Annotated in this window: 2 protein-coding genes and 1 pseudogene; 1 reads left to right on the plus strand and 2 read right to left on the minus strand. The window is 74.0% G+C overall.

Features of this window, described 5'->3' with window-relative positions; genetic code table 11:
- Positions 1 to 19: 19 nt before the first annotated feature.
- Entirely contained in the window at positions 20 to 808 is a 789-nt protein-coding gene (locus GTR00_RS18590) for a phytanoyl-CoA dioxygenase family protein (RefSeq protein WP_166613054.1), read from the plus strand.
- Here the strand turns inward: GTR00_RS18590 and GTR00_RS18595 are convergent.
- Together GTR00_RS18595 and GTR00_RS18600 are read right to left on the minus strand one after the other, a co-directional pair.
- A complete protein-coding gene (locus GTR00_RS18595; RefSeq protein ID WP_166613055.1) occupies positions 792 to 2162 on the minus strand; it encodes a nucleobase:cation symporter-2 family protein in 1371 nt (456 codons plus the stop codon). The genes GTR00_RS18590 and GTR00_RS18595 overlap by 17 nt on opposite strands.
- A gap of 72 nt (positions 2163 to 2234) precedes the next feature.
- Positions 2235 to 2616 (minus strand): annotated as a pseudogene (locus tag GTR00_RS18600) (homoserine O-acetyltransferase); the annotation flags it as partial.

Genomic DNA, 2616 nt, shown 5'->3' on the forward strand with positions numbered 1-2616 from the left:
GCCCAGCACCGAGGAGCTCGTGCGCACCCTGTACCGCGACGGGATCGTCGCCTGCAGGGGCGCCTTCAGCACCGAGTGGGCCGACCGCGTGCGCGAGGACGTCGAAGCCGCCTTCGAGGAGGCCCGCTCCCGCCCCGACGGCGCCGTGGGCCGCGGCCCGAACCGCTGGTACGTGGAGATCCACCCCGAGCAGCTGCGCGGCTTCGTCGACCTCGTGGACCACCCGTGGGTGCGCGAGCTGTGCACCGCGGTGCTCGGCGAGGACTACGAGATCGTCGAGCTCGGCTTCGACGTCCCCTTCGCCGGCGCCGTCAACCAGCCCTGGCACCGCGACTTCCCCGCCCCGGAGGAGACCCGCCGCGAGGGGCGCCTGACCTCCCTGGCGTTCAACCTCACCGCCGTGGACACCGAGGAGGACATGGGCCCCTTCGAGGTGGCCCCCGGCACCCAGTTCGACGACGGGGCGGAGTTCGACCACGGGATGTTCCCCCCGAAGTCGCTGTACCCGCGCTACGAGGAGCGCGCCGTGCGCAAGCACCCCCGCCGCGGCGACATCTCCGCCCGCTCGGCGCTGACGATCCACCGCGGCACCAGGAACTTCTCCGACAAGGCCCGCCCCGTCCTCGTCCTCGGCGTCGACGCCCCCGGCGCCGGCAACGCCGAGCACCACGACACGGCCGTCACGAAGCGGTACTGGGAGCACCTGCCCGAGCGGGTCAGGGCCCACCTGAGGTGCCCCGTCGTCGACGAGCTGACGCCCATCACGCAGAAGCACACCATCGAGGGCCTGGTCATGGGCGAGGCCTGAGCACCACCCGCTCGGCCTCGGTGTGCCGGCTGATGCACAGCAGCCGGTGCAGCACCACGGCGACGAGGGCGCCGGAGGAGATGCCGGAGTCGAACACCGTCTGGAACCAGTCCGGGGTGCGGGAGTAGATCTCCGGGCTCACCGTGGGCAGCATCCCCACCCCGAGCGAGACGGCGACCACCATCAGGGCGCGGGAGTCCAGGCGGCAGGAGGCCAGGGTGCGGATGCCGCTGGCGGCCACCGTGCCGAACAGCGCCACGCCCGCCCCGCCCAGCACGGCCACGGGCACCGCGCCCACGACCGCACCCAGCTTGGGCACCAGGCCCAGCGCGATGAGCACGCCGCCGGCGAAGGTCGCCACGTGCCGGGAGCGCACCCCGGACAGGCCGACGAGTCCGACGTTCTGCGCGAACGCCGTGTAGGGGAAGGTGTTGAAGACTCCGCCGAGGACCGTGGAGACGCCGTCGGCGCGCATGCCGTCGGCGATCTGCCGGCGCCCCACGGGCCTGCCGACGATCTCGCCGACCGCGAGCATGTCGCCGGTGGTCTCGGTCATGACGACCAGGCCCACCACGCACATCGCGAGCACGGCCCCGAGCTGGAACGTGGGCCAGCCGAACGCGAACGGCTGCGGCACCGCGAACCACGCCTGCTCCCCCACCCCGGTGACGTCCACCCGCCCGAGCAGCGCGGCCAGCGCCGTGCCGGCGACGATGCCCAGCAGCACCGCCACGCGCGCCAGCGCGGGCGGGCCGAACCGCTCGACGAGCAGCACCACGACGAGGGTGGCCAGCGCCAGCAGCAGGTGGCCGGGGGCGCCGAAGTCCTGCGCGGCGGCGCCGCCGCCGGCCCAGCCGGCGGCGACGTCCATGAGGGAGAGGCCGATGAGGAGGATGACGGTGCCGGTCACCAGGGGCGGGAAGAACCGCAGCAGCGAGGAGAACACCGGTGCGAGCAGCAGGATGAACAGCCCGCAGGCGATGACGGAGCCGTAGACGGCGGTGATGCCGTGCTGGGTGCCGATGGTCACCATCGGCCCGACGGCGGCGAAGGTGACGCCCTGCACGATGGGCAGGCGGACGCCGAGGCGCCAGAACCCCACCGACTGCAGCAGGGTGGCGATGCCGGCGACGAAGAGGTCGGCGACGATCAGGTGCGGCAGGTCCTCGGCGCGCAGCTCGCCGGCCGAGACCATGGCACCGCCCACGATGAGCGGCACGGCGACGGCGCCGGCGTACACGGCGAGCACGTGCTGCAGACCCAGCGGCGCCAGGGCGCGCAGCGGCGGGACCTCGTCGACGGGGTGGCGCCCGCCCGCGAGGCGCAGCCCGCCGGGGTTCTCGGTGGTGGTCACCCCGGTGACGGTGGCAGCGTCGCGTGAAGGAGCCGTTGCCCCTGCGTCACCACCCTGTTACGGCGTGCAGCGTCAGCGCGAGCCGAGGTCGAGGACCTCCCGCACGAGGGGCGCGATCTGGTCGGACTCGACGAGGAACCCGTCGTGGCCGGCGGTGGAGGTGACCAGGCGCAGGCCGCCGACGGCGGCCGGGGAGGCGGCGATGCGCTCGGAGTCGGCCACCGGGTACAGGCGGTCGGAGTCCACGGCGGCCACCACCAGCGGCGTGCCGATGGCGGCCAGGGCGGCGTCGGTTCCGCCGCGGCGGAACCCGACGTCCCAGGTGTTCAGGGCGTCGGTGAGGGTGACGTAGCTGCCGGCGTCGAAGCGGTGCACGAGCTTGGTGGCGTGGTGGTCCAGGTAGGACTGCACGGCGAAGCGGCCGGGGGCGGTGGGGGCGAGGACCCCCTCGCCC

This window comes from Kineococcus indalonis, assembly GCF_009906395.1.
Taxonomy (GTDB): Bacteria; Actinomycetota; Actinomycetes; order Actinomycetales; family Kineococcaceae; genus Kineococcus; species Kineococcus indalonis.